The 25379-nt window shown below is 62.5% G+C and carries 22 protein-coding genes; 10 read left to right on the top strand and 12 right to left on the bottom strand.

The window, feature by feature from the left end; translation table 11 throughout:
* Nucleotides 1–15: 15 nt before the first annotated feature.
* The 6 genes from upp to hutI all read right to left on the bottom strand — a co-directional run bounded on the left by upp (nt 16) and on the right by hutI (nt 7917).
* On the bottom strand, nt 16–645 hold the full coding sequence (gene upp / locus AC0QUY_RS21395; RefSeq protein WP_057857674.1) for a uracil phosphoribosyltransferase: 630 nt from the start codon (nt 643–645) through the stop codon (nt 16–18).
* A gap of 28 nt (nt 646–673) precedes the next feature.
* Nucleotides 674–1912 (bottom strand): URC4/urg3 family protein, encoded by a 1239-nt coding sequence (locus tag AC0QUY_RS21390; RefSeq protein ID WP_475388250.1) that lies wholly within the window; start codon nt 1910–1912, stop codon nt 674–676.
* Nucleotides 1913–1932: 20 nt separating this feature from the next.
* The gene (locus AC0QUY_RS21385; RefSeq protein ID WP_161853289.1) at nt 1933–3183 is read right to left on the bottom strand and encodes a GTP cyclohydrolase II; all 1251 of its coding nucleotides are present in this window, start codon (nt 3181–3183) and stop codon (nt 1933–1935) included.
* Between the two features lie 278 nt (nt 3184–3461).
* Nucleotides 3462–5132: a urocanate hydratase gene (gene hutU, locus AC0QUY_RS21380; protein WP_475388249.1), complete on the bottom strand. Its 1671-nt coding sequence runs from the start codon at nt 5130–5132 to the stop codon at nt 3462–3464.
* A complete protein-coding gene (hutH, locus tag AC0QUY_RS21375) occupies nt 5129–6706 on the bottom strand; it encodes a histidine ammonia-lyase (protein ID WP_475388248.1) in 1578 nt (525 codons plus the stop codon). The genes hutU and hutH overlap by 4 nt, the downstream gene beginning before the upstream one ends.
* Complete coding sequence (gene hutI, locus AC0QUY_RS21370) at nt 6703–7917, bottom strand: imidazolonepropionase (RefSeq protein ID WP_475388247.1); 1215 nt, start codon at nt 7915–7917, stop codon at nt 6703–6705. The genes hutH and hutI overlap by 4 nt, the downstream gene beginning before the upstream one ends.
* Nucleotides 7918–8004: 87 nt before the next feature.
* On the opposite strand from hutI, the gene AC0QUY_RS21365 reads away from it, so the two are divergent.
* The 6 genes from AC0QUY_RS21365 (at nt 8005) to AC0QUY_RS21340 (ending at nt 14288) form a co-directional block, all read left to right on the top strand.
* Nucleotides 8005–9363 carry a formimidoylglutamate deiminase gene (locus AC0QUY_RS21365; RefSeq protein WP_475388246.1) on the top strand — a complete coding sequence of 453 codons (1359 nt, stop codon included), beginning with the start codon at nt 8005–8007 and terminating at the stop codon, nt 9361–9363.
* Nucleotides 9360–10103, top strand: a complete 744-nt coding sequence (gene hutC, locus AC0QUY_RS21360; protein WP_475388245.1) for a histidine utilization repressor — start codon at nt 9360–9362, stop codon at nt 10101–10103. The genes AC0QUY_RS21365 and hutC overlap by 4 nt, the downstream gene beginning before the upstream one ends.
* A gap of 122 nt (nt 10104–10225) precedes the next feature.
* Entirely contained in the window at nt 10226–11170 is a 945-nt protein-coding gene (locus AC0QUY_RS21355) for an ABC transporter substrate-binding protein (RefSeq protein WP_475388244.1), read from the top strand.
* A 91-nt stretch (nt 11171–11261) separates the two neighbouring features.
* Nucleotides 11262–12035 (top strand): ABC transporter permease, encoded by a 774-nt coding sequence (locus AC0QUY_RS21350; RefSeq protein WP_202639328.1) that lies wholly within the window; start codon nt 11262–11264, stop codon nt 12033–12035.
* Entirely contained in the window at nt 12032–12817 is a 786-nt protein-coding gene (locus tag AC0QUY_RS21345; RefSeq protein ID WP_475388243.1) for an ABC transporter ATP-binding protein, read from the top strand. The genes AC0QUY_RS21350 and AC0QUY_RS21345 overlap by 4 nt, the downstream gene beginning before the upstream one ends.
* A 187-nt stretch (nt 12818–13004) precedes the next feature.
* Nucleotides 13005–14288, top strand: a complete 1284-nt coding sequence (locus AC0QUY_RS21340; protein ID WP_161853280.1) for a cystathionine gamma-synthase family protein — start codon at nt 13005–13007, stop codon at nt 14286–14288.
* 88 nt (nt 14289–14376) lie between these two features.
* On the opposite strand, the gene AC0QUY_RS21335 is transcribed toward AC0QUY_RS21340, so the two are convergent.
* A complete protein-coding gene (locus tag AC0QUY_RS21335) occupies nt 14377–16098 on the bottom strand; it encodes a methanol/ethanol family PQQ-dependent dehydrogenase (RefSeq protein ID WP_161853279.1) in 1722 nt (573 codons plus the stop codon).
* A 71-nt stretch (nt 16099–16169) separates the two neighbouring features.
* Nucleotides 16170–16757: a QcrA and Rieske domain-containing protein gene (locus AC0QUY_RS21330; protein WP_475388242.1), complete on the bottom strand. Its 588-nt coding sequence runs from the start codon at nt 16755–16757 to the stop codon at nt 16170–16172.
* A gap of 671 nt (nt 16758–17428) precedes the next feature.
* Between AC0QUY_RS21330 and AC0QUY_RS21325 the strand changes: the two genes are divergently transcribed.
* From AC0QUY_RS21325 to AC0QUY_RS21315, 3 genes are read left to right on the top strand one after another with little or no spacing between them, the layout of a single operon-like run.
* Nucleotides 17429–17881, top strand: coding sequence for a (2Fe-2S)-binding protein (locus AC0QUY_RS21325; RefSeq protein ID WP_161853277.1), 453 nt, complete (start codon nt 17429–17431; stop codon nt 17879–17881).
* A 2-nt stretch (nt 17882–17883) separates the two neighbouring features.
* Nucleotides 17884–20202 (top strand): xanthine dehydrogenase family protein molybdopterin-binding subunit, encoded by a 2319-nt coding sequence (locus AC0QUY_RS21320; RefSeq protein ID WP_161853276.1) that lies wholly within the window; start codon nt 17884–17886, stop codon nt 20200–20202.
* 55 nt (nt 20203–20257) lie between these two features.
* Nucleotides 20258–20521: a hypothetical protein gene (locus AC0QUY_RS21315; protein WP_161853275.1), complete on the top strand. Its 264-nt coding sequence runs from the start codon at nt 20258–20260 to the stop codon at nt 20519–20521.
* A gap of 149 nt (nt 20522–20670) precedes the next feature.
* Here AC0QUY_RS21315 and ald read toward each other — a convergent pair whose 3' ends face one another.
* Entirely contained in the window at nt 20671–21786 is a 1116-nt protein-coding gene (gene ald / locus AC0QUY_RS21310; RefSeq protein ID WP_475388241.1) for an alanine dehydrogenase, read from the bottom strand.
* Between the two features lie 144 nt (nt 21787–21930).
* On the opposite strand from ald, the gene AC0QUY_RS21305 reads away from it, so the two are divergent.
* A complete protein-coding gene (locus AC0QUY_RS21305) occupies nt 21931–22404 on the top strand; it encodes an Lrp/AsnC family transcriptional regulator (protein ID WP_161853273.1) in 474 nt (157 codons plus the stop codon).
* A 40-nt stretch (nt 22405–22444) separates the two neighbouring features.
* Here the strand turns inward: AC0QUY_RS21305 and cbbX are convergent, their stop codons facing one another.
* The 3 genes from cbbX to AC0QUY_RS21290 all read right to left on the bottom strand — a co-directional run bounded on the left by cbbX (nt 22445) and on the right by AC0QUY_RS21290 (nt 25377).
* On the bottom strand, nt 22445–23353 hold the full coding sequence (gene cbbX, locus AC0QUY_RS21300) for a CbbX protein (RefSeq protein WP_246738089.1): 909 nt from the start codon (nt 23351–23353) through the stop codon (nt 22445–22447).
* A 131-nt stretch (nt 23354–23484) separates the two neighbouring features.
* On the bottom strand, nt 23485–23904 hold the full coding sequence (locus tag AC0QUY_RS21295) for a ribulose bisphosphate carboxylase small subunit (protein WP_161853271.1): 420 nt from the start codon (nt 23902–23904) through the stop codon (nt 23485–23487).
* Nucleotides 23905–23916: 12 nt separating this feature from the next.
* The gene (locus AC0QUY_RS21290) at nt 23917–25377 is read right to left on the bottom strand and encodes a form I ribulose bisphosphate carboxylase large subunit (protein ID WP_161856528.1); all 1461 of its coding nucleotides are present in this window, start codon (nt 25375–25377) and stop codon (nt 23917–23919) included.
* Between the last annotated feature and the right edge of the window lie 2 nt (nt 25378–25379).

Raw genomic sequence — 25379 nt, 5'->3', positions numbered from 1 at the left:
GCCGCAACCTGCCAGCTATCGCGTCCCGTAAGCGCGATCCCCGGCATCGCCGAGGCCGGGCAAAATAAAGGCATTCGCGTCCAACCCCTCGTCGATACCGGCGGTCCACAACCGCACGTCGGGATGCAGGCCACGGAAGCGCTCCACCCCCTCCGGCGCGGCAAGCAGACATACCAACCGGATATCCTTCGCACCGCGTTCCTTCAGCCTGTCCACCGCCGCCACAGCCGTGTTTGCGGTTGCAAGAACCGGCGAGACCACGATGGCGAGCCGCTCGTGAAGATCGGACGGCGATTTGAAAAAATATTCGACCGCCACGAATGTCTGCGGTTCGCGGTAGAGGCCGATATGCGCGACGCGGGCGGTCGGAACGAGGTCCAGCATGCCGTCGACAAAGGTCACCCCTGCCCGCAATACCGGCACGAAAACCAGTTTCTTTCCCGCGATCTTGGCGGAGTGCATGCGTGCAAGAGGTGTTTCGACCTCCACATCGGTCAACGGCAGATCGCGCGTCACCTCATAGCAGAGCAGCATCCCGATCTCCTTGAGGAGTTCGCGAAAGGACTTGGTCGAAATCGTCTTGTCCCGGATCAGCGTAAGCTTGTGTTGGACCAGCGGGTGATCCACGATCGTAACGCCTTCCATGCTCTTGCCCTCTTGCGAATAATCGCGCTTAGAAAACCGTACCGTCGCTGACGACCTTGACAGGCGGCGAACCGTCGGGCCGGCGTTCGAACGCCATCGCCCTTCCCGCCGCCCAGGTGCCGCCTTCCAGAATCTTAGCCAGTGGAAGCGAGACGGCATCAAGACCTACGCGTTGCCGCAGCAGATCCGCCAGCCCGTCCAGCAGCGCAACCGTCAACGCCCTCCACTCGACCGCGAGCGGAGACGCGACATCGTGTTCGCGTTGCGCGTCCACGGGGTCGCGGAACTGCAGCACCCCGGCGTCGACAAACAATCCGCCATTGCGGTATTCCGCAAGGCCCGTCAGGCCGTCGATGTCGGTCACCCGCAGCCCCGCCCGCTGCATCGGCTCGATCAGCGAATACGACAACCACTGCGACAGCTTGTGCAGCGGCACCAGCTCGCTGGTCGCATCCTCGGTCTTGAGCGCCGGATGACGCCAGCAATCTCCCAACGCAATTCCGCCAAGAGTGATGCGCGACGGCCAGATCGGCCCCAACCGGCGTAAGAGTTCTGACAAGATCGTCGGGGCCTCGATCGCCCCCTGCTCGGCCACCCCCGTGAGGTGATCGAACAATCCGCCGGGCCGGGCGGTGTCGTTGCGGGCGAAAACCTGCGGCGCTGCCGATACCTGTTCGCCCAGCCGGCGAAGAAGGCCGGCACGACCATCGAGGCCAACCAGCGCATTGTCGTCCGCAATCTGAAAGCCGGTCTCCAGATCGGCAACGGTCAGCCGCTGAAGGACAGCGGCATCGGCCCGCAGCGGTTCGTCGACCTTTGCCGAGAAGATTCCGCGCGCAAACATATCCAGACTGGCAAGCGCCAGCCCCTCCGAACGGCCAATGCTTGTGCCTGTCAAGGGATCACGATAGCGCCACGACGGACCTGCTCCGGCGTCGAGAAGCACGCTGATGATGGCGAGGTCGAATTCGGCGCGGGCGCGCTCGTTGCCGTTGCGCCATTCCCTCGCATCGGCGAGCGCCGTCCAGCGATCGACGCCGCCAACGACGAAATGGCGCCAGCGCGAATGAAAGGGCACGTCGAACGTCGGATAGGCCGTGCGCGTTGCCGCAAGCACGAGATCAACCGCGTTGTCGAGCCGGCCCAAGTTCACTCGGAAATGCCGAAGCTGGTCGTTCAAGCCGATTTCCAGCATCCTGTGGGCGCGAGCGCGCACCGCTTGCGCACTCAAAAGAGAAAAGGCATCTGCGGTCGTGTCTGCGGTCACGATCAAAGGTCCGGCCCGCCCTAGTATTTTTCGAGCGGTCGGCCGGAGGCGATCAGGTCCTCAGGCTTCTGGTCAGGCGAAAAATATCCAGCGGCCTTCTTGGCTGCGATCTCCACATGGGCGTCGGCCGGAATCATGTCGTCGGGAATGGCGACGCGCTCGACAATATCGATGCCCTGTCCCGTCAATGCGTCATACTTCATGTCGCTCATCGAGATGAAGCGGTCGATCCGCTTCAATCCCAGCCAGTGAATGACATCCGGCATCAATTGCTGGAAGCGCGCATCCTGAACCCCGGCAACGCATTCCGTTCGTTCGAAATAGGCGGCTGCATCGTCGCCTGCTTCCTGACGCTTGCGCGCGTTGTAGACCAGAAACTTCGTGACCTCGCCGAGCGCCCGACCTTCCTTGCGGTTGTAGACGATGACGCCCAAACCGCCGGCTTGTCCGGCGCGCGCGCATTCCTCGATGCCATGGATGAGATAAGGACGGCAGGTGCAGATATCGGAGCCGAAGACGTCCGAGCCGTTGCACTCGTCATGGACCCGGCAGGTGATCTTGGTCCGATGGTCCGGAAGCTTCGTGACGTCGCCGAACAGATAGACGGTCGTTCCACCGATCGGCGGAAGAAAGACCTGCAGATCGGGGCGCGTGACAAGCTCGGGAAACATGCCGGCCGTCTGCTCGAACAGCGCGCGGCGCAGATTGGTCACGCTCGTGCCGAAGCGCTGCGCGATCCCCGGCAGATACCATACCGGATCGATCGCGATCTTGACGACGGAGACCGAACCGCTGGCGTGAACGAACTCGCCATCGGGCTCCAAGCGCTTGGCCGCCAGAGCCGCCTGAATTTCGGGCAAATCAAGACGGGCGCGCGTGATCGCGATGCTCGGCCTGATATCGATGCCCTCAGCGATTTCGGAGCGGAAGTTCTCGGCGACGAGATGTCCCCATGGGTCAAGGGCAACAATGCGCTCCGGATCTATCCATTGCGAGAACGGCCCAACGGTCGCGGCCGGGTGTGTGTTGGTCAGATCGGGGCGACGGATCGGGTCCAGCGTGCCGGAAGATACGGCAAGCGCGCGGTAAACCGCATAGGAACCGCCATGGGTGCCAATCACGTTACGATCCTGCGGACGCGATACCGTCCCGATGATCGGACCACGTTCGCGCGCGGTCGGCGCGCCCCACACGATCGGGAATTCATGCGTCGCACCGGGCACCGGATGCGATGTCAGGCGGATATGGTCGGTACGATTGGACTGGCTCATCTTTCGGTAGTCCCAAAACGGCAACGGCCCGCCTGAATGACGGGCCTGACCGGAGAACCAACTAAATTTGCGCGGGTCACTGACCCATGCTGCATTATATAGGTAAGTTGCGCGAATACACAACAATCAAGAGAGGTAAATCCTGCCGTCGGACGAGCGCCGCCGGTGGGTCCGGATGCATGGCCCCGACCGCCCTAAGGGTAAATCACCCGTATCAACGCTTGAATCACTTTTAATGTAACCAGCGGTGCCGCCGAATTGCGTGCCAATCCGGTGCGCTACAATGTCAGGCTCGGCAGATCGAGCCCGTTGGCGCGGGCACATTCGACAGCACTTTCATAGCCCGCGTCGGCATGGCGCATGACGCCTGTCGCCGGATCGTTCCACAACACACGTTCGAGACGGCGCGCAGCCTCGGGCGTTCCGTCGGCGACGATGACCATGCCGGCGTGCTGCGAATAACCGATCCCGACGCCTCCGCCATGATGCAGCGAAACCCAGGTGGCTCCGCTCGCACAGTTGAGCAGTGCGTTGAGCAGCGGCCAGTCGGACACGGCATCCGAGCCGTCGCGCATCGCCTCGGTTTCACGGTTCGGGCTTGCAACCGAGCCGCTATCGAGATGATCGCGACCGATGACGATCGGCGCCTTCAGTTCGCCGCGCGCCACCATTTCGTTGATCGCCATGCCGAGCCGATGGCGATCACCAAGGCCGACCCAGCAGATCCGCGCCGGCAGCCCCTGAAACTTGATCCGCGCTTTCGCCATGTCGAGCCAATTGTGCAGATGCTTGTCGTCAGGCATCAGCTCCTTCACCTTGGCATCAGTGCGGAAGATATCCTCGGGATCGCCCGAGAGTGCCGCCCACCGGAACGGCCCGACGCCGCGGCAGAACAGCGGACGGATGTAGGCCGGAACGAAGCCGGGGAAATCGAACGCGTTTTTCAGTCCCATGTCCTTCGCCATCTGGCGAATGTTGTTGCCATAGTCGAGCGTGGGAATGCCCTGCGCGTGGAAATCCAGCATGGCCTGGACGTGGCCGACCATGGAGGTCTTGGCCGCCGCTTCAACCGCTTTCGGATCGTCGCTGCGTTTCGCCTCCCACTCGGCGAGCGTCCATCCCTTCGGCAGATAGCCGTTGATCGGATCGTGCGCGCTGGTTTGATCGGTGACGATGTCCGGTCTGACGCCGCGGCGCACCAGTTCGGGAAAAATATCGGCTGCATTGCCGAGCAGGCCGACAGAGACCGCGTTCTTGCTTTGCGCCGCTTCCGCCATGATCGTGAGCGCCTCGTCGAGCGAACTTGCCTGCCGGTCGAGGTAACCCGTGCGCAAGCGCATCTCGATGCGGCTTGGCTGGCATTCGATCGCGAGCATCGACGCCCCGGCCATGGTCGCGGCAAGCGGCTGGGCGCCGCCCATCCCGCCGAGACCTGCCGTCAATATCCACTTGCCCGCGAGGTTGCCGCCGTAGTGACGTCGCCCGACCTCGACAAAGGTTTCATACGTCCCCTGCACGATGCCCTGGCTGCCGATGTAGATCCACGAGCCGGCCGTCATCTGGCCGAACATCATCAGCCCGGCCTTGTCGAGCTCATTGAAGTGATCGAGCGTCGCCCAGTGCGGCACCAGATTCGAGTTCGCGATCAACACACGCGGCGCATCGGCATGGGTGCGGAAAATTCCGACCGGCTTGCCTGATTGGACCACCAGCGTCTGGTCGCCTTCGAGCTTGCGCAGCGAGGCAACGATGCGGTCGAAACTTTCCCAGTCGCGGGCGGCACGCCCGATCCCGCCATAGACGACGAGCTCGCTCGGACGTTCGGCCACGTCGGGATCGAGATTGTTCATCAACATTCTGAGCGGCGCTTCCGTCAGCCAGCTCTTGGCGCTGATCTCAGAGCCGTGGGGCGCCCGGATCGTGCGGTCGTTGTCCAGTCGGCGGTTCATGGCAAATGGCCTCTCTCGGCAAGGATGGGAAACGGGTTCTGTTCGAGGACCGACATCGCGGCCATCGGCAATGCACCGGATGCAACCAGCGCCGTTGCCTTGGCGAGATCGTCGGCCATGTAGCGATCGCTACCCAGCGCCGGCACCTGTTCGCGCAACGCTGCAATGACAGCCGCAAGGGCGGGACTGGTCGAATGCGGTGCGCGCAGGGTGATGCCCTGCGCTGCAACCAGCAGTTCGATGCCGAGGATAGTGGCAAGATTGTCCGCCATGTCGGACAAGCGGCGCGCGGCGTGCGCGGCCATTGACACATGGTCTTCCTGGTTGGCGCTGGTCGGCGTCGAATCGATCGAGCAGGCGGCGGCGCGTTGCTTGTTCTCGGCGTAGAGCGCGGCCGCCGTCACTTCGGCGATCATGAAGCCGGAGTTGAGGCCGGGATCGGGAGTGAGGAACGGCGGCAGGCCGAAATTGAGCGCGGGATCGACGAGGGTCGCGATGCGCCGCTCGCTGATCGCGCCGATCTCGGACAGCGCCAATGCGATCTGATCTGCGGCAAACGCGACCGGCTCCGCGTGAAAATTGCCGCCCGAGACGATCTCTCCGGTGTCGACCAGGACCAGCGGATTATCCGTGACGGCGTTGGCTTCGATCGCCAACGTGCGAGCGGCTTGCGTGAGCAGATCAAGCGCGGCGCCGGCCACTTGGGGTTGGCAGCGCAGGCAATAGGGATCCTGCACGCGCTCATCGCCTTCGAGGTGCGACATGCGGATATCACTGCCTTCAAGCAATGCCATCAGAGTGGCGGCTGCCGCGATTTGTCCGGCATGCTCCCGCAGTTGCTGGATTTCCGGGCGAAACGGCGCCGTCGAAGCCATTGCCGCATCGACCGACAAGGCGCCTGTCACAAGCGCCGCGCAAGCCAGGCCATGGGCGCGCAGCAATCCGGAAATGGCATAGGCGGTGGAAAACTGCGTGCCATTGATCAGAGCAAGGCCTTCCTTCGGCCCGAGCGTGATCGGCGTGAGATTGGCGGCGGCCAGTGCATCACGGGCCGGCACAACGCTTCCGCCGATCAGCGCCTGCCCCTCGCCGATCATGACGGCCGTCATATGTGCGAGCGGCGCCAGATCGCCGGACGCTCCGACCGATCCCTGCTGCGGCACCAGCGGACAAATGCCTCGCGCCAGCATGGCCTGAAGCTGCTCGATGATTTCGCGGCGCACGCCTGAAGCGCCTCGCCCCAACGAGACGACCTTGAGCGCCATCATCAACCGGACGATCGGCTCGGGCGTCGGCGGCCCTACCCCGCAGCAATGCGACACAATGAGATTGTGCTGCAGCAGCGCCGTCTGGTCGGCCGCGATCCGTTTCGACGCCAGTTTTCCGAATCCGGTATTAATGCCGTAGACGGGTGCTTCCGCGCGTGCGGCCGCGGCAACGATCGAAGATGCAGCTTCAACGCGCGGCCAGAAGGACGGATCGAGCACGACCGGCGCACCGGCAAGGACCTGCGCCAGATCGTCGAGGCTGACCCTTCCAGGCGAAACCACAATGGAGGAGTCGGGGTGGCTCACTGTCCCCTCCACACGCGGCTGTGCAACGGATTGAAACCCATCCGGTAAATGAGCTCGGCCGGCCGCTCGATATCCCAGATCGCGAGATCGCACCATTTGCCGGCCTGGAGTGTACCGGTCTCGCCGAGAATGCCGAGCGCGCGCGCACCTTCCCGCGTTACGCCGGTGAGGCATTCGGCAACGGTCATTCGGAACAGGGTCGCGGCCATATTCATGGCCAGCAGCAGCGATGTCAGCGGCGAGCTGCCGGGATTGCAGTCGGTGGCAAGCGCCATCTTCACGCCGTGGGTGCGGAACAGTTGGACCGGCGGCTTTTTCGTCTCGCGAATGAAATAGAATGCGCCCGGCAGCAGGACGGCCACCGTCCCTGCCCGCGCCATGGCGGCAACGCCGGCCTCGTCCGTGTGCTCCAGATGATCGGCGGATAAAGCGGAAAATTCCGCGGCAAGCGCGGCTCCCCCGAGGTTCGACAGTTGATCCGCGTGCAGCTTGACCGGCAATCCGAGCGCCTTGGCCGCGCGGAACACCCGCGTCGTTTGCTCTCCCGAGAACGCAATGCCTTCCATGAAGGCATCAACCGCGTCGGCCAATCCGGCCTGCGCCACTGCCGGCAACATCTCGCGGCAGACAAGGTCGATGTATCGGTCCTTGTCGCCGTCGGCTTCCGGCGGCAGCGCGTGCGCGCCAAGAAACGATGTCTTGATGGCGACCGGCCGCTTGTCTCTCAGTGCGCGCGCTGCCGACAGTTGGCGCATCTCGGTTTCCGTATTGAGGCCATAGCCGGATTTGATCTCCAGCGTCGTCACGCCCTCGCCGATCAAAGCGTCGAGCCTTGGCAGCGCACCGGCAACAAGTTCGGCCTCGCTGGACGCCCGCGTTGCCGCGACCGTCGAGACAATGCCGCCTCCGGCACGCGCGATCTCTTCGTAGCTTGCACCCTGGAGTCGCAACTCGAACTCATGCGCACGGTTTCCGCCAAACACCAGGTGGGTGTGACAATCCACCAGTCCCGGCGTGATCCAGCGCCCGGCGCAATCAATCCGTTCAATCGCGTCGACGTCCAATGCAAGGTCGGAACGATTGCCTGCGAAGGCGATGCGGCCGCCGCGCGCGGCGACCACGCCGTCCTCGATGACACCGAGCCCGGGCAGATCCTCCCGGACCGTGGCGAGCCGGGCGTTGAGCCAGATTCGATCGAAGCGCTCGGCCATGCAGTTCTCCTCCGCGGCAGGAGCTTGACGTATCGATATGTCTATACATAAAATCGTGCGGGTGTTCTGTCCAGCCGGTTTCGAAACATGTCGACACTGCATTTCGCATCAGCGCTGCTCCCCTCCGGGTGGGCCGATGACGTGCAGGTGGTGGTGACGGAACAGACCATCACGAAGGTTACGGCCGGCGTTCCGCCGGGACCGCACGACGAACGCCACAGGCTGGCCATTCCGGGGATAGCGAGCCTGCACAGTCACGCGTTCCAGCGCGGCATGGCGGGGCTCGCCGAAATGCGCGGCGATTCCGCAGATACGTTCTGGACTTGGCGCGAGACCATGTATCGCTTCGCGCTCAAGATGACGCCGGAAGATACCGAAGCTGTCGCAACGCTGCTCTATGTCGAGATGCTCGAGCAAGGCTTTACGCGCGTCGGCGAGTTCCATTACCTGCATCACGACCACGATGGCGCGCCTTACGCCAACCTCGTCGAGATGGCGATGCGGATTGCGCGGGCGGCCGAAATCGCCGGCATCGGATTGACGCTGCTGCCGAGTTTTTACGCACACGGCTCATTCGGCGGGGCTGCGCCCCATGCCGGCCAGCGCCGATTCATCTGCTCGGTTGACCAGTTTACGAAGCTGATCGACGCGACGCGCATCGCCATTCGTGCGTTGCCCGGAGCCAATGTCGGCATTGCGCCGCACAGCCTGCGCGCCGTGACGCCGGACGAATTGGCGGCCGTGGCGCCACTGGCAGAAGGCGGACCGGTGCATATCCATGCCGCTGAACAGACAAAAGAAGTTGAGGACTGTATCGCCTGGTCGGGCCGGCGGCCGGTTGAGTGGCTGCTCGAACATGCACCCGTCGATCAGCGCTGGTGTCTCATCCATGCGACCCATATGACGGAGGCGGAAACCATCGCGCTCGCACGAAGCGGCGCGGTCGCCGGACTCTGCCCGGTCACCGAAGGCAGCCTTGGCGACGGCATTTTTCCGGCCCGCGAATTCCTCGGGGCCGGCGGCCGGTTCGGCATCGGTACGGACTCCAACGTGCTGGTCGGCGTCACCGACGAACTGCGTCAGCTTGAATATGGCCAGCGCTTGAAGCACGGCGAACGCAATATGCTGTCCAGCGGTCCCGGCCTGTCGACCGGCCGCGCGCTGTTCGAAGCAGCTCTCACCGGCGGCGCCCAGGCGCTCGCGCAGCCAACCGCCGGGCTTCAGGCAGGTGCGCGCGCGGACATCGTGACCCTCGATACCACCCATCCCTCGCTCGCCGGACGTCACGGAGACGCCGTCCTCGACGGCTGGATTTTTGCGACGAGCGCGGGCGCCGTCGACACGGTCTGGGCAGGCGGCGCCAAGGTCGTCGAGAATGGACGCCACAGGCTCCGCGAGAGCGCGCGGGACACGTTCAACACAACGGTCCGGAGGCTCGTGCCATGAGCCTCGCCACCGATCGCGGCAAACCCGTCGCAGCCGACAAGCCGACGCTGTACAAGCAGATCCGGATCGATATCGAGCGCCACATCCTGACCGGCGAATGGCCGCCCGGTCACCGCATCCCGTTCGAGCACGAGCTGATGTCGCTCTATGGCTGCTCGCGCATGACGGTGAGCAAGGCGCTGTCGGAGCTCGCGCAAGCCAATCTTATCGAGCGGCGGCGCAAGGCCGGCAGCTTTGTCCGCCGGCCCACATTTCTGTCGGCGGTGCTCAAGATCTCCGACATCCGTGCGGAGATCGGCGCGCTCGGCCGCAGTTACGGCTATGAGCTGATCCAGTGCTCGCGACGCGCCGCAAATGCCGCCGACCGCGCCCGGCTCGGCGCACGCAAAACCGGCAAGGTGATCGCGATTGCATGCCGTCACAGCGCCGACGACGTGCCGTTCGCCATCGAGGACAGGCTGATCGACCTCGACGCGGTGCCCGAAGCGGCCACGGCGGATTTTGCGACCGAGCCACCTGGCACGTGGCTGCTTCACCATGTGCCATGGACGGAAGCCGAGCATTCGATCAGCGCCATCGTAGCTGACGAGCAAGCTGCGGCGGCATTGGACATCGCGATTGGCGCCCCCTGCCTCGTGATCGACCGGCACACCTGGCGCAGCGCCCGGCCGCTGACCGCCGTGCGCCTGCTCTATCCGGGCGAGTCCCATAAACTGGTTGCTCGCTTCAAAGGCGGCTGAGGGGGACAATGATGCACGCAAGATCTGGCACAGACTATGCAGCAGTTAGACGCAACGAGCTTCAGTGCAAGAAACGTGAACAGACCAAGACACATCCAGGAACCAGCAAAAGGGATACAGCCATGCGTAGTTTTGGATTTTTCGCGGCAGCCGCCGCTCTCATAGTCACCGCACCGGCCCCCGCTCAGGACGTAAAGGTCGGCATCGGCATTTCCGGATGGACCGGCTTTGCGCCGCTCACGCTCGCAAACCAGGCCGGCATCTTCAAGAAGAACGGCCTCGATGTGACGATCAAGAAGATCCCGCAGAAGGATCGCCATCTTGCCATCGCCTCCGGCGACATCCAGTGCGCGGCGACCACGGTCGAGACGTGGATATCCTGGAATGCCAATGGCGTCGCCACCAAGCAGATCTTCCAGCTCGACAAGAGCTACGGCGCCGACGGCATGGCAACGCGAAACGATATCGCAGCGATCAAGGATCTGAAGGGCAAAACGGTCGCCGCTTCCGCGCCCGGCACAGCGCCCTATTTCACGCTGGCCTGGATGCTCAAGAAGAACGGCCTTTCGGTCAAGGACGTGACCGTGGTGAACCTGGAGCCGGCTGCCGCCGCGCAGGCATTCGTGTCCGGCCAGAACGATGCAGCCATGACCTATGAGCCTTACCTCTCGACCGTGCGCGCCGCGCCGGAAAAGGGCAAGATCATCGCCACCACGCTCGACTACCCGATGATCATGGACACGTTCGGCTGCACGCCGAAATTCCTGACCGAGAATCCGAAAGCCGCGAAGGCGCTGGCCGACAGCTATTTCGAGGCCGTCGCCTTGATCGAGAAAGATCAGGCCAAGTCCTACGAGATCATGGGCTCCGATGTGAAGCAGTCCGGCGAACAGTTCGGCAATTCGGCAAAGTATCTGCGCTGGCAGGACAAGGCCGCGAACCAGAAGTTCTTCGCAGGCGAGTGGCAGGCCTTTACCAAGGAGGCTGCGGACTTGTTGCTTGAGATCGGCATCATCAAATCGGTTCCGAAGATCGACGACCTCGTTGACACGAGCTTCATCAAGTAGGTTCGGTCGGCGCCGCACTGGTCCTGCTTCCACAGATGTGGAAGCAGGACGTTCCGCGATCAGCGCACCGCTTTGAGGAATATGCCCTGTGATACGTCCTCTCGATCCTGTGACGTCGAAGCAACGCGCCGCCTATGGCCTGGCGTTCTTCATCCTGTTCGTTGCCGTGTGGGCATGGGCAACGTTTGGCGGCTACGTATCCAAAACGTTTCTCGCGAACCCACTGACCATGCTACAGGAAGGCTTTGAACTCCTGACCAAGCACGGCTTCCTGTTCGACATCGGCATGACGATCTGGCGGGTCGTCGGCGGCTTCGTACTGGCGGCCATCATAGCCGTTCCGCTCGGCGTCCTGATGGGCGCGTACAAGCCGATCGAAGCCTTCCTGGAGCCGTTCGTCTCGTTTGCCCGCTATTTGCCTGCCTCAGCCTTCATCCCGCTGTTGATCCTGTGGGCGGGTATTGGCGAACTGCAAAAGCTCCTGGTCATTTTCATCGGCTCGGTGTTCCAGATCATCCTGATGGTCACCGTGACGGTCGGCAACACCAGGCGCGACCTCGTTGAGGCCGCCTACACGCTCGGCGCCAGCGACCGCGGCATCATCAACCGGGTGCTGCTGCCCTCCTCTGCCCCCGAGGTCGCGGAGATCCTTCGACTCGTTCTCGGCTGGGCGTGGACCTATGTCATCGTCGCCGAGCTGATCGGATCATCCTCGGGCATCGGCCACATGATTACCGACAGCCAGGCCCTGCTCAACACCGGTCAGATCATCTTCGGCATCATCGTCATCGGGCTGATCGGCCTGGTGTCGGACTTTCTGTTCAAGGCTTTCAACGCCTGGCTGTTCCCGTGGAAACTGGCATGACCGAACTCAGAATCGATCAGGTCGCCCGCACCTTCCCCGCGCGCCAGGGCCATACGCCGACGCGTGCCCTGGAGCCGATTGACCTCAACGTCGGCAACAATGACTTCGTCACCATCCTCGGCCCGTCGGGCTGCGGAAAATCGACGCTGCTGCGCATCATCGCCGGGCTCGACCGGCCGACCAGTGGCCGCGTCATTCTGGACGGAAAGGAGGTCACGGGTCCTGGTGCGGATCGCGGCATGGTGTTTCAGTCCTACACGCTGTTTCCATGGCTGACCGTGCGCGAAAACATCGCGTTCGGCCTGCGCGAACGCGGGATTTCGGAAGCGGACCGCGAAAAAATCGCCGACGGCTTCATCCAGCGCGTCGGCCTGTCGGGCTTCGAGAATCATTGGCCGAAGCAACTCTCCGGCGGCATGCAGCAACGCACGGCGATCGCGCGGGCCCTTGCCAACGATCCAAAAATCCTGCTGCTCGACGAGCCGTTCGGCGCACTGGACAATCAAACCCGCGTGCTGATGCAGGAAATGTTGCTCGGCATCTGGGAACGCGACCAGAAGACCGTACTGTTCGTCACCCATGATATCGAGGAAGCGATCTTCCTCGGCAGCCGCGTTATCGTCATGAGCGCCCGTCCCGGCCGCATCAAGGCGGAGATCGCGATCGATCTGCCGCACCCGCGATCCTACAAGATCAAGACCACGCCCGAATTCGTCAGCCTGAAGGAACGGCTCGTGGAAGAGATCCGCGCCGAGGCACTGAAGGTTGCGGTTCACGCCTGACGATCGCGCGCTTGCGGAAATCCGCCCCGGATGCGGTGAAATCAGTTCCGAATTTTGCTACGCTGATCCCTGCTTGCGACGTTAGCTGGGGCCGTTGGATGCCGCCGCATCGATCGCTCCTGACCGCCTCGCCATTGCGAACCTCCAACGCAGTGCGACGCTCCGCATCCCCGACAGGGAGACAGCCATGGTGAAACCGTTTCCGTCGAAGACCCACATCGGCAACCACATGCTGCATCCGGAAACGCTGATGCTGAACTACGGCTACGATCCGCAACTGTCGGAAGGAGCCGTCAAGCCACCGGTCTTCCTGACCTCGACCTTCGTCTTCAGGACCGCCGAAGACGGACAGGATTTTTTCGATTTCGTCTCAGGCCGGCGCGAGCCTCCGGAGGGGATGGGCGCGGGTCTGGTTTACTCGCGTTTCAATCACCCCAACAGCGAGATTGTCGAGGACAGGCTCTCCGTCTACGAACGCGCCGAGAATTGCGCGCTGTTCTCTTCGGGCATGGCGGCGATCGCGACCACGATTCTTGCGTTCGTCCGCCCCGGTGACGTCATTCTGCACTCTCAGCCGCTCTATGGCGGAACGGAGACGCTGCTTGCGAAGACGCTTGCCGGTCTCTCGATCGGCGCCGTGGGCTTTGCCGACGGCCTCGACGAAACTGCGGTCAGGCTGGCGGCGGAGGATGCCATGCAGAAAGGCCGGGTTGCGATGATTTTCATCGAAACTCCGGCAAACCCCACCAATGGACTGGTCGATATCGCGATGATCCGCCGCGTCGCCGATATGATCGGGCAGACCCAGCGGCACACGCCGATCGTTGCGTGCGACAATACCTTGCTCGGGCCGGTGTTTCAGCGGCCGATCGAACACGGCGCTGATCTTTCGGTGTACTCGCTGACCAAATATGTCGGCGGTCATTCCGACCTGATCGCGGGCGCGGCGATCGGCTCAAAAGCCATCTTGAAGGATATCAAGGCACTGCGAAGCGCCATCGGCACCCAACTCGATCCGCACTCCTGCTGGATGATCGGCCGATCGCTCGAGACGCTGAGCCTGCGAATGGAAAAAGCAGACCGAAACGCGCGGCTCGTGGCGGATTACCTGCGCGAACACAACAAGGTGGCGAAGGTCCATTACCTTGCTCACCACGAACCGGACTCCGTCGCCGGCCGTCTGTTCGCGCGCCAATGCAGCGGCGCAGGTTCCACATTCTCGTTCGACATCGTCGGCGGCCAAGCCGCCGCTTCGAAATTCCTCAACGCGCTGCAGATCTTCAAGCTGGCGGTGAGCCTGGGCGGCACTGAATCGCTTGCCAGCCTGCCCGCAAGCATGACCCACTCCGGCGTTCCGGCCGACATCCGACAGAAAATCGGTGTTCTCGACTGCACGATCCGGCTGTCGATCGGCATCGAGCACCCGTCCGACCTGATCGCAGACCTCGCACAGGCTTTGAACGAGGCATAGCCGTCCGGCACGCGTGAGAGGACTGGATCGCGCCAGCGCCTCGCCACTGCCGCCGCAGCAGCCAGACGTCCGACGCGACCGCTCGCCGTCACTTCTTAACGGCGAACACCCAGACGACGCCGCCTTGCGGCACGTTATTCTCCAAGCCAGGGACCTTGCCCACCAATGCGTCCTGAATGCGCTGCGCGTCGACACCCCAACCCGACTGGACGGCGATATATTGCGTGCCGTCCACCTCATAGGCGATCGGCATGCCCACGATCCCGGAGTTGGTCTTTTGCTCCCAAAGCAGTTCACCGGTCTTGGCATGGAAGGCGCGGAACATCCGGTCATTGGTGCCGCCGACAAAGACGAGGTCGCCGGCGGTAGCGGTCACCGAACCGAACAGTTGTGACTTTGGGAAATTATGCGACCAGGCCTTCTTGCCCGTGGCCGGATCCCACGCCTGCAGTTCGCCAAAGTGGGTAGCGCCGGGACGGGGCGTCAAGCCGATATCCTCGGGCTTGGTCCCGAGCCAAAGCTTGCCGGCAACGAGCGGCACTTTCTCGCCGGTAAAGCCGCCGCAGAAATTCTCGTTGGCGGGAACGTAGACCAATCCGGTCTTCTGACTATATGCCGCCGACGGCCAATCCTTGCCGCCCCACAGGGACGGGCAGAATTCAACCCGCTTGCCAATTCCCGGCTTGTGGGCGGGATCCGCAATCGGCTTGCCGTTGGGATCGATACTCTTCCAGACGTTGGTATAAACGAAAGGCCAGCCGGCGACGTATTTGATGCCCTCCGGCTTGCGCTCGAGCACCCAGAAGATCGCGTTGCGTCCGGGATGAACCAAGCTCTTGATGGTGCGGCCGTCCCTTTGCAGGTCGATCAGCATGGGGGCGTCCACCTCGTCCCAGTCCCAGGAATCGTTTTGATGGTACTGGAAATATGATTTCATCTTGCCGCTGTCGGGATCGAGCGCGAGCACCGATGTCGAGTAGAGATTGTCGCCGGGGTGGGTTTCGCCTGGCCAGGGCGCGGCGTTGCCGGTGCCCCAGTAGACCGTTCTGGTGTCCACATCGTAGGTGCCTGTCATCCAGGCAGGTGCACCCCCGGTTTTCCAGTCGTCTCCGCTCCACGTGTCATGGCCGGGCTCGCCCGGGCCGGGAATGGTGAAGGTTCGCCAAAGCTCCTTGCCTGTGTTGGCATCGTAGGCAACGATATAACCGCGGATGCCGAATTCGCCGCCGGAACCGCCGACGATCACCTTGCCGTCGACGACCAGCGGCATCAGCGTCAAATACTGTCCCTTCTTGTAGTCCTGAACCTTGGTGTCCCAGACTACTTTGCCGGTCTTGGCATCGAGCGCGACCAGATGGTCGTCCGTCGTGGCGAGGTACAGCTTGTCCTCCCACAGTCCTACGCCGCGGTTGGTCGGGTGCAGTTGAAAGAGATCTTCGGGAAGCTGGCGTTTGTATCGCCAGTACTCATCGCCGGTCTTGGCGTTGAGCGCGATCACCTGTCCCTCCGGCGTTGAGACGAACATCACGCCATTGTTGATGATCGGCGGCGCCTGGTGTCCCTCGACCACACCGGTCGAGAATGTCCACGCTGGCGTCAGGTTTTTCACGTTCGAGGTGTTGATCTGGTCGAGCGGGCTGTATCCTTGGCCGTCATAAGTCCGGCGATAATGCATCCAGTTGCCGGGTTCGGGATTCTTGAGCCGTTCGGTGGTTACCGGGCTGTAATTCTCGATCGGGCCGGCGGCAGCGATCGAAACGAGGCATGTGGACGCAAGCAAACCCGACAAGATCCATTGCTTCAAGGCCATAGCGCAGCACTCCCCTTTTTGTTTTCCTCTCACGAATTCTGTTTTTGTCGTGGATCGACGGCTTCCCGCCGTCATCTGGCTTGCTGCGCACCTACCTTTCCAATGAATGTTGCGGCCACCGTCAGCGGACCGTCATCTGGCGCCAACGGAAGCGCCGGCAGACGCCGGGGCGCCGGTCCAAAGATGACTTGCGCGCTTTGCCGGGGGTCATATTCCGAATTATGGCAAACGCATTTGAACACGTCCTTGTCGCCGCCTGCCGCCTTTACCCATGCAGTGATCGGACAACCGGTGTGGACGCAGATTGCCGAATAGGCCACCACGCCGCCGGCGGCGCGTGAGCGCGTTTCTTCATCCAGCTCAGCCGGTTCCAGTTTGACGACGAGCACCTCGTTCAGGCGCGAGCCCTTACGCACGACCGATGTCTTGGGATCCTTTGGCCAGGCCCGAACCGGCGGTCCACCAGCCTGCAAATCCTGCGGCTTGATCACCTCGCCCGCACGATCCCCTTCGGCGAAAACCAGAACGTCGCCCTTCTGGGGCCGCTCGTTGCTTCCAGGCAAATCTTCCTCGGCAATGGAGGGGCTGGATGACGCCAAGCAGGCCCCGGTCGCAAGAGCCGTCAGGATGAGTGCGCGCCGCGTTGGATCCTGACACATCGCTGTCGCAAGCTCCGTGTCTGTGCGTGTGATCGACGTTGTTGCCTGATCTGATTTGCACATCACTCAACCTGAAGGAGAGAGTCGGTCAAAAAAATGGCGACAGACAGATTGCGCCTTAAGCAACCTTTTCTTCCGCCTGGTGTCAGCGATTGCAACAAACGCCCGTAACAGTAAGCCCCCTTCGCATTTCCTGAGATCGCCATTGCAGCTCGACGCCTCATGCGTATTTCGCAGAACAGCTCAGCCTTTGGCGATGTGCAGTTCGTTACAGGCCCGCAAGCGGCGCCACGCCGTGTTCATTGCGCTACGGTGCAAGTCCCTGCCGGCCGGACGACGTTGAAGAGACGGCTTCCACTTTGTCCTGACGGATCGTTCAAGTTTGACGCAATTGTTCTCTCACTGCGTCAGCGTCACTTACCAAATTCAATTCTTTGGCGATGCCCCGCTTTCGCCAAACATGCGGAAGCAAAATGTAGAACGCCTTGTGGTAGTGATCGAGAAGCGCGGCCTACTGAACAACAGCCAATAATAACGATCAGGAGGATGGCTCACAGAAATCCCAGCCGGACAGCAAGGAATTTCGAAGCGACGGCGTCGAGCGGTCAGCAGGACTGTTATCGCGCACGTCGGAGCAACCATCAGCAGCTTATGAAGAGCGAGGATCGATCATGATTACTTTGAAGATTAACGGCCAGCAAAAGAACTGGGATGGCGATCCCGATCTTCCGCTACTCTGGTTCCTCCGCGACGAAGTCGGGCTGACGGGTACGAAATTCGGCTGCGGCCAGGCGCTTTGCGGCGCCTGTACCGTCATCGTCGACAAGCAGGCGGTACGCTCCTGCATCACGTCGGTCTCCGACGTGGTCGACCGGGAGGTCACAACGATCGAAGGTCTTCACCCCACAGGCGATCATGCAGTTCAGAAGGCCTGGCGCCAGCTCAATGTTCCGCAATGCGGCTTCTGCCAGGTCGGCCAGATCATGCAGGCGGCGGCCCTGTTGATGGAAAATCCAAAGCCCAATCACGACCAGATACGCGAAGCGATGTCGGGCAACATCTGCCGTTGCGGCACTTATCAACGCATCGAGAAGGCTGTGCATCTCGCATCGACGGGGGTGTGACCATGAATATGTCAACCAATCCCAACAAGCTCCGTGGCTTCGAACGGCACATCAAGGTCGACAACGTTTCACGCCGCAGTATCTTGAAGGGCCTCGGGCTGGCCGGCGGTTTTGTGCTCGCCGCTCCCGTGATGTCGCGCCCCGGCTTTGCTGCGTACCAGACCGGTGCGGACCAGATGCCGCACGGTACCGTGGTGAACCCGCGCGTTTTCGTTTCTATCGCATCCGACGGAACAGTGACGATCGTCGCGCACCGCGCCGAGATGGGAACGGGTGTCCGCACCAGCCTGCCGATGATCGTCGCCGAAGAAATGGAAGCCGACTGGTCGCGCGTTCGCGTCCAGCAGGCGCCTGGCGACGAGGTCAAGTTTGGCAACCAGGATACCGACGGATCGCGCAGCACGCGGCACTATCTGATGCCAATGCGCCAGATCGGCGCTTCCGCCCGCACGATGCTGGAAGCCGCCGCGGCGAAGCGTTGGGGCGTGCCGGCGACCGAAGTGAAGGCGATCAATCACGAGGTCGTTCACAATGCGAGCGGACGCCGCATTGGCTTCGGCGAGCTAGCAGCCGATGCCGCCAGGGAGTCGGTGCCGAGTGTCGAAGGCTTGAGGCTCAAGGACCCGAAGGACTTCCGTTATCTCGGCAAGGGCGCGATCGGCATCGTCGACGGTCGCGACATCACGGTGGGCGCCGCTCGTTACGGCGCCGACGTCCGTTTGCCCGGCATGAAATACGCCGTCATTGCCCGGCCGCCGGTGACCGGCGGCAAGGTCGCGTCGTTCGACGGGGCGGAAGCGATGAAGGTTTCCGGCGTCGAGAAAGTCATGGAAGTCAAGGGCTGGCCGTGGCCATCCAAATTCCAGCCACTCGGCGGCGTTGCCGTGATCGCGCGGAACACCGGCGCGGCAATCAAGGGCCGCAACGCGTTGAAGGTCGTCTGGGACGATGGCGCCAACGGCAAATACGAGTCGGTCGCCTACCGCGCCGAGCTGGAGCAAGCCGCACGGAAACCCGGCCTGGTGGTACGCAAGGAGGGCGACGTGGAGGCCGCCTTGAAGGGCGCCGACAAGGTGATCGTCGGAGAGTACTACGTGCCGCATCATGCCCATGCCAGCATGGAACCGCCGGTCGCGGTCGCGGACGTCAAGGGCGACAAGGCGGAGATCTGGGCACCGGTGCAAAGCGCGGGCGGAACGCGCGAGGACGTCGCCAAGACGCTTGGCATTCCCCAGGAGAATGTCACCGTCAACGTCACGCTGCTCGGCGGCGGGTTCGGGCGCAAGTCGAAGTGCGATTTCGCCCTCGAGGCGGCACTGCTTTCAAAGGAGCTCGGCGCTCCCGTCAAGGTGCAATGGACGCGGGAAGACGACATTCGCAACTGCTTCCTGCACACCGTCTCGGTGGAACGCATCGAGGCCGGCCTCGACAAGAGCGGCAAGGTGACGGCCTGGCGGCATCGCAGCGTCGCGCCGACCATCGCCTCGACCTTTGAGGCTGGCGCGGTGCATCAGGCGCCGTTTGAGCTTGGCATGGGGCTTGTCGACATGCCCTTCGAGATCGCTAATGTGCAATGCGAGAATCCGGAAGCGGCCGCGCGGACCCGCATCGGCTGGTTCCGCTCGGTGTCGAATATCCCGCGCGCCTTTGCGGTGCAATCGATGGTGGGCGAACTCGCCCATGCCACCAACCGCGATCAAAAGGCCATGCTGCTGGAGCTGATCGGCTCTCCCCGGATCCTCAAGCTAGATTCCGTGAAGGACCTCTGGAACTATGGTGAGCCTTATGACAGCTATCCAATCGATACCGCGCGCCTTCGCAAGGTCGTCGAGCTGGTCGCGGACAAGGGCGGTTGGGGACGGTCCGTGCCAAAGGGCCACGGGCTCGGCATTGCCGCGCACCGCAGCTTCGTCAGCTACATCGCGACCATTGTCGAGGTAGCTTTCGACGACAAGGGCAAGCTCACCGTGCCCCGGGTGGATACCGCGATCGATTGCGGAACTCACGTCAATCCGGAGCGAATCCAGGCGCAGATGGAAGGCGCTGTAATCATGGGCATGAGCTTCGCCAAATATGGCGAGATCACTTTCAAGGACGGCAAGGTGCAACAGGGCAATTTCGACGATTTCCCGGTAATTCGGATCGACGAAGCCCCCGCTGTGACCAACGTCTATATCGCGCCTGCGGGCCCCGACACGCCGCCCAGCGGCGTTGGCGAGCCAGGACTGCCGCCCGTTGCGCCTGCGTTGATCAACGCGATCTTCGCCGCGACCGGCAAGCGCATTCGCGCGCTGCCGATCGGCAAGCAATTGGAGGTGTAGGGGGAACGTTAGACCGGACGGGCCGTTTTCCTTGGTCTGAGAGGAGTTCAGGCCGATGAAACCCAGCTCAACGGCGCTCACGGTATCGCTACTGTCGGGCGTGCTTCTATTGAATGCTCAGGCGGCGACCGCTCAAACCACGTCGCCGCCGAGCGCAACCGCAACGCGGCCGGCAACGACACCGCCGGGGCAAACCTCCATGCCAAACGAAGCCCCGCCTGCCACGACAACCCAGACCACCGGCGAAGCCAGTCGCGATCCAGTGGTGAAGAAAATGAACGAAGACGAAAAGCAGAAGGTCGATACCAAAGGCAAGTAGCCGCGGCACTTGTAGCGAAGAGCAATAAGGAGGCGGCCATGCATTCGTTGGCCGCCTTTTTTCTCATCTCTGGTCAATACCGGGTCGGCGCAAAACGATTGTTCATCAAAGACAATCGCGCGGGGTGCTCAAGGCTCGACCGCCGGACTTCACGCCGCCAGAATTTTCTCGGGCGTCTCCGCGGGCAAATTCTGGCTGTCGGCGACCGCACGGTTGGTGATCTGCCCGCGATGCACGTTGAGCCCGGCCCGCAGATGCGGATCCTCGATCAGCGCGCGGATACCCTTCCCGGCCAGCGCAAGGCCGAACGGCAGCGTGGCATTGTTGAGCGCGTGGCTCGACGTCACCGGCACGGCACCGGGCATGTTGGCGACGCAATAATGCACGATCTCGTCGACCAGATAGGTCGGCGCCTGATGGGTCGTCGGCCGCGACGTCTCGAAGCAACCCCCTTGGTCGATCGCGACATCGACCAGCACGGCGCGGCGCTTCATGCGGGCGAGATGCGCGCGAGAGACGAGTTTCGGCGCGCTGGCGCCCGGCACCAGCACCGCGCCAATGACGACGTCGGCGCCGATGCTCTCCTCCTCGATCGCTTCCTGCGTCGCATAGCGCGTGCGAACGCGACCGAGGAACATCTCGTCAAGGACGCGAAGCCGCGGCAGAGAGCGGTCAAGGATGACGACATCGGCGCCCAGGCCTGCCGCCATCCTGGCGGCATGCGTACCAACCACGCCACCGCCGATCACGGCGATCCGGCTCGGCGCGACGCCGGGCACGCCGCCGATCAGCTTGCCCATGCCATCAGCCGATTTTCGCAAGGCGGCGCCTGCCGCCTCGATCGCCAGCCGTCCCGCCACCTCGCTCATCGGCGCCAGCAGCGGGAGCCCGCCATGGGCATCCGTCACCGTCTCGTAGGCGATCGCCGTGCAGCCGGACGCGAGAAGCCCCTTCGTCTGCGCGGTATCCGGCGCAAGGTGCAGATAGGTGAAGAGGATCTGGTTCTCGCGAAGCTGGCGCCATTCCGTCGGCTGCGGTTCCTTGACCTTGACCACCATGTCGGCGGTCGCGAAGATCTCGGCTGCCGTGTCTACGATCGCGGCGCCGGCCGAACGATAGACATCGTCGCTGGCGCCAATGCCGAGCCCGGCACCCTGCTCGACGATCACGTGGTGTCCATGCGCCACATATTCCCGCACCGACGCCGGCGTGAGCCCAACGCGATATTCCTCGACCTTGATTTCCCTGGGCACACCGATTCGCATGGCGCTGCTCCTGCATTGGAGGCTGCTTTCCTGTGCCAGAAAAACTACCTCTGAACGGGCAACGCTTCTCTGCGAATTACGGCTTGCCGGCATCCATTGTGCAGATATTCTTCTCTTTGCTGATAAAAATTAGAGAATAACGGCGTGACAGGGCTAGATCGTATTGATCTTCGGATTCTGGCTGAGCTGCTCTCCGATGCGAGGGCAAGCCAGATCGAACTGGCCGAAAAGGTCGGGCTGTCGCCGACCGCTTGCGCGCGTCGCATTCGTCAGCTCGAGGAAGCCGGCATCATTCGCGGCTATCGGGCCGATCTCGAACCGACTGCGCTCGGACTCGTCACGACGGTTGTCGTCACCATTACGCTGGAAAAACAGAGTGAGGATTATCTCGCCGCGTTCGAAGCGGCGATTGCCCGCTGTCCCGACGTGGTGTCCTGCCACCTGATGTCGGGCAGCGATGACTACCATCTGCAGGTGATCGCGCGCGACATTGCCGACTTCGAGCGCATCCACAAACAGCACCTTTCGCGGATGCCCGGCGTCGCGCGCATCCATTCGAGCTTTGCGATGCGCGAAGTGGTTCGCAGGGCGATCCCTGAAACGGCATTACAGCGTTAGCTTCGTTGATCGCAGTCGTCTACCCGGCGCCCAGAGAACGCTAATTCGCTTCGGCGGATTTTTCTCCCTTCCTGAACACGCGGCTCGCCAGCACGTCGGAGGCTTCAATCGACCTGATGTCGTCCACCGTCAGGACATGATCGAGATCGGCGATCAGACGATTGGCCTGGCGCAGCCGCAGACGATCCAAGGCATTTCGGATCGAGCGCGCGTTGGAGAACAGCGGCTGGTTCTTGCGCAATGCGATGTAGCGAACGAACTCCGCCCGCGCCTCCGGCGTGAACTTGTAATTCATCTCTCGCAGCATCAGTTCCGCGATGTCGATCAGCTCATCGTCGAAATAATCGGGAAAGTCGATGTGGTGCGCGATGCGTGAACGGAAGCCGGGATTGCTGGCGAAGAACTTGTCCATGCGGTCGCCGTAGCCGGCGAGGATCACCACCAGATCGTCACGTTGCGATTCCATCACCTGCAGCAGGATCTCGATCGCCTCCTGGCCGTAGTCGCGCTCGTTGTCCGGCCGGTACAGGTAATAAGCTTCGTCGATGAACAGCACGCCGCCCATTGCCTTCTTCAGTATCTCCTTGGTCTTCGGCGCGGTGTGACCGATATATTGTCCGACCAGCTCGTCACGCGTCACCGACACCACCTGGCCGCGACGGATATAGCCGAGCCTGTGCAGGATATCGGCGATCCGTAGCGCCACCGTGGTCTTTCCGGTGCCGGGATTCCCCGTAAACGACATGTGCAGCGTCGGTGCTTCCGACGTCAGTCCCATGCGCTTGCGGATGCGCTCGATCAGCAGCAGCGACGCGATCTCGCGGATTCGCGTCTTGACCGGCTTCAAGCCGATCAGCTCGCGATCGAGCTGGGTCAGGATTTCCTCGATGCCGACGGCCTCGAGCTCCTCCCGAAGGCTTACCCTGTCCGTGGTTGTTGGCACATCCATATCCATCTGCCGAACCTCAGCTCGCATTCCTGAGAAACAAAAACCTCCGTCGCCGCTTGCACAGCGACGGAGCAGTTCCGGCGAACGCAGCAACGATCAGGGAGAACTCGTCCGCCGGCCCGAGGAGTTGTTTACCCGTAGCGCCGGCCCTCCGGGCGGTCGGCGGCATAGGATGTCGTCGTGTACCGGATGTTGCGGCCGGCCATCTCGTGGCGTTCGAGGCGGAAGCCGGGCTCATCCTTCGGCCGGTTGACGATGAACGACAGCCGCAGCGACTCCCAGCCATGGCTGGAATCGTAGGCCGACATCCTGATGTAGCGATCGCCATAGACCTTGCGGCACTCGTTGAGTTCCATCAGCACGCCCGCGGCATCCGGCAGGTCGAACATCGGCAGGCCCCACATCTCCCAAAAATTATTGCGCGGGTGCGGGTCGTCGGTGAATTCGATGTTCACCGCCCATCCCTTGCCAAGGCAATACTGCACCTGCCGGGTGATCTGCTCATCGGTAAGATCAGGCAGAAACGAAAAACATCCCTGAGTGATACGCATGATCTTCTCTCCTTACATCGCGACGCTGGCGGTCGGCACATAGTCCGGCATGTCTGTTGATTCGTAGTTGAAAGTGACGTCCTTCCAGACTTCGAGCGCGGCCTTTAGCGGCGTACAGGTCGCCGCTGCCTTGGCGAGAATCTCGGGTCCCTCGTGCAGGTAGTCGCGGCCCTCGTTGCGCGCGAGGATCATCGCTTCCAGCGCCACCCGGTTGGCGGTGGCGCCGGCCTGGATGCCCATCGGATGACCGATGGTGCCGCCGCCGAACTGCAGCACCACGTCCTCGCCGAGATGGTCCAGCAACTGGTGCATCTGGCCAGCATGAATGCCCCCCGACGCCACCGGCATCATCTTGTTGAGGCTCGCCCAATGCTGGTCGAAGAACACGCCATGTTCGAGCCGCGCTGGGTTATAGTCCTCGCGGCAGATGTCGTAATAGCCGCGGGTGGTCGCGGGATCTCCTTCCAGCTTGCCGACCACCGTGCCGGCATGAATGTGATCGACACCCGCGAGCCGCATCCATTTCGCGATAACACGGAACGAGACACCGTGGCTGCGCTGCCTCGTATAGGTGGAATGCCCTGCCCGGTGCAGATGCAGGATCATATCGTTGCGCCGCGCCCACTTGGCCATCGACTGGATCGCGGTGTAGCCGATCACCAGGTCGATCATGATAATGACCGATCCGAGCTCCTTGGCGAACTCGGCGCGCTCGTACATGTCCTCCATGGTGCCGGCGGTGACGTTGAGATAGGTGCCCTTGATCTCGCCGGATGCTGCCTGCGCCTTGTTGACGGCCTCCATGCAGTACAGAAACCGCTCGCGCCAGTGCATGAATGGCTGTGAGTTGATGTTCTCGTCGTCCTTGGTGAAGTCGAGACCGCCTTTCAGCGCCTCGTAGACCACGCGTCCATAGTTGCGCCCCGAGAGGCCAAGTTTCGGCTTCACGGTGGCGCCCAGCAGCGGACGGCCGAACTTATCCATGCGCTCGCGCTCCACGACGATGCCGGTCGCCGGCCCCTGGAATGTCTTGACGTAGGCCACCGGTAGCCGCATGTCCTCCAGCCGCAGCGCCTTTAGCGGCTTGAAGCCGAACACGTTGCCGATGATCGAGGCCGACAAATTGGCGATCGATCCGGGCTCGAACAGGTCGAGATCGTAGGCGATGTAGGCAAAATACTGCCCCGGCGCATTCGGCACGGGGTCAACGCGGTAGCATTTTGCGCGATATTTCTCCGCTGCCGTCAGCCGGTCGGTCCACACCACGGTCCAGGTCGCGGTCGAGGATTCGCCGGCGACCGCCGCCGACGCCTCGATCGGATCGACCCCGTCCTGCGGCGTGACGCGGAACAGCGCGATGATATCGGTGTCCTTGGGCTGGTAGTCAGGCTCCCAATATCCCATCTTCTTGTATTCGAGGACGCCGGATTTGTAGCGATCCTTGCCGCGGATAGTCATCGAGTGCATGTTCATAT

The sequence above is a fragment of the Bradyrhizobium sp. WYCCWR15520 genome, from assembly GCF_056174665.1.
The sequence above is the reverse complement of the archived record's forward strand: the minus strand, read 5'-3'. Positions and strand labels throughout refer to the sequence as shown.

Coding starts and splice junctions, on each gene's coding strand:
- AC0QUY_RS21345 (WP_475388243.1), top strand. CDS start 12,032: ATGACCGAACTCAGAATCGATCAGGTCGCCCGCACCTTCCCCGCGCGC.
- hutC (WP_475388245.1), top strand. CDS start 9,360: ATGAGCCTCGCCACCGATCGCGGCAAACCCGTCGCAGCCGACAAGCCG.
- AC0QUY_RS21335 (WP_161853279.1), bottom strand. CDS start 16,098: ATGGCCTTGAAGCAATGGATCTTGTCGGGTTTGCTTGCGTCCACATGC.
- upp (WP_057857674.1), bottom strand. CDS start 645: ATGGAAGGCGTTACGATCGTGGATCACCCGCTGGTCCAACACAAGCTT.
- hutU (WP_475388249.1), bottom strand. CDS start 5,132: ATGAACCGCCGACTGGACAACGACCGCACGATCCGGGCGCCCCACGGC.
- AC0QUY_RS21295 (WP_161853271.1), bottom strand. CDS start 23,904: ATGCGTATCACTCAGGGATGTTTTTCGTTTCTGCCTGATCTTACCGAT.
- AC0QUY_RS21355 (WP_475388244.1), top strand. CDS start 10,226: ATGCGTAGTTTTGGATTTTTCGCGGCAGCCGCCGCTCTCATAGTCACC.
- AC0QUY_RS21385 (WP_161853289.1), bottom strand. CDS start 3,183: ATGAGCCAGTCCAATCGTACCGACCATATCCGCCTGACATCGCATCCG.
- AC0QUY_RS21290 (WP_161856528.1), bottom strand. CDS start 25,377: ATGAACATGCACTCGATGACTATCCGCGGCAAGGATCGCTACAAATCC.
- AC0QUY_RS21320 (WP_161853276.1), top strand. CDS start 17,884: ATGAATATGTCAACCAATCCCAACAAGCTCCGTGGCTTCGAACGGCAC.
- cbbX (WP_246738089.1), bottom strand. CDS start 23,353: ATGGATGTGCCAACAACCACGGACAGGGTAAGCCTTCGGGAGGAGCTC.
- AC0QUY_RS21340 (WP_161853280.1), top strand. CDS start 13,005: ATGGTGAAACCGTTTCCGTCGAAGACCCACATCGGCAACCACATGCTG.
- AC0QUY_RS21330 (WP_475388242.1), bottom strand. CDS start 16,757: ATGTGTCAGGATCCAACGCGGCGCGCACTCATCCTGACGGCTCTTGCG.
- AC0QUY_RS21325 (WP_161853277.1), top strand. CDS start 17,429: ATGATTACTTTGAAGATTAACGGCCAGCAAAAGAACTGGGATGGCGAT.
- ald (WP_475388241.1), bottom strand. CDS start 21,786: ATGCGAATCGGTGTGCCCAGGGAAATCAAGGTCGAGGAATATCGCGTT.
- AC0QUY_RS21365 (WP_475388246.1), top strand. CDS start 8,005: ATGTCGACACTGCATTTCGCATCAGCGCTGCTCCCCTCCGGGTGGGCC.
- hutI (WP_475388247.1), bottom strand. CDS start 7,917: ATGGCCGAGCGCTTCGATCGAATCTGGCTCAACGCCCGGCTCGCCACG.
- AC0QUY_RS21315 (WP_161853275.1), top strand. CDS start 20,258: ATGAAACCCAGCTCAACGGCGCTCACGGTATCGCTACTGTCGGGCGTG.